This window comes from Pseudomonas sp. K5002 (genome assembly GCF_013386655.1).
Lineage (GTDB): Bacteria > Pseudomonadota > Gammaproteobacteria > Pseudomonadales > Pseudomonadaceae > Aquipseudomonas.
Genome location: NZ_JACARK010001530.1, coordinates 1 through 974 on the forward strand (window position 1 = coordinate 1; position 974 = coordinate 974).

1 protein-coding gene is annotated in these 974 nt (G+C 66.1%); it reads right to left on the bottom strand.

Annotated elements, in window-relative coordinates; all coding sequences use genetic code 11:
* The coding region (locus tag HX846_RS37730) for an aldehyde dehydrogenase (NADP(+)) (protein WP_178967526.1) at window positions 1–974 on the bottom strand (974 nt) is incomplete at both ends.

Consider the following 974-nt stretch of genomic DNA (forward strand, 5'->3'; position numbering starts at 1 on the left):
CGGCCAGCCGTTGACCAGCAGGCGGCCGGCCTTGCGTTCCAGGGTCGGCAGCAGCGCGCGGGCAGTTGCCAGGTCGTCGTCATCCAGATGCAGGGTTGCGGTCAGTTGGCCCTCCAGGTGTTCGCTGACCTGGCGGACCTCATCGACGTTGGCACATTGCACGATCAATGACGTGGCGCCGAATATCTCGGCTTGCAGGCTGTGATTGGCGAGAAAGTCCCGGGCCTGGGTCACGAACAAATGGGCCTGTCCCTGGTTCGGCCCTTCTGCCGGCAGACCGGTACCTGCGAGCTGAGCATGCCGGGTCAGGGCGCTGACGCCGTCTTCGTAAGCCTTGAAGATCCCCGGTGTCAGCATGGTCTGGGCAGTGCTGTATCGAAGCAGGTTGGCAGCCGTGCCGACGAAGTGGTCCAGCGCTTGCCCTGCAACGGCAATCACCAGCCCGGGGTTGGTGCAGAACTGGCCGGCACCCTGGGTCAGGGACGCGACAAAACCTTGTGCCAATGCTTCACCGCGTGCGCTCAACGCAGCGGGAAACAGGTAGACCGGATTGATCGAGCTCATCTCTGCATACACCGGGATCGGCTCGGGGCGCGCCTGGGCCGCCTGGCACAAGGCAATACCGCCGCTGCGCGAGCCGGTGAAACCCACGGCCTTGATGCGCGGATCGCAGACCAGCGCGATACCGACCTCGCGGCCCGAGCCATACAACAGCGAAAACACACCCTCAGGCAGGCCACATTGCTGAACGGCCCGGGCCACCGCGCGGCCCACCAGTTCGCTGGTGCCAGGATGCGCGCCGTGTGCCTTCACGATCACCGGGCAACCGGCCGCCAGTGCCGACGCGGTATCACCGCCCGCCACCGAGAATGCCAACGGAAAATTGCTCGCGCCGAACACGGCCACCGGCCCCAGCGGTACGTGGCGTTGACGCAGGTCCGAGCGAGGCAGCGGCTGGCGGTCCGGTTGTGCAG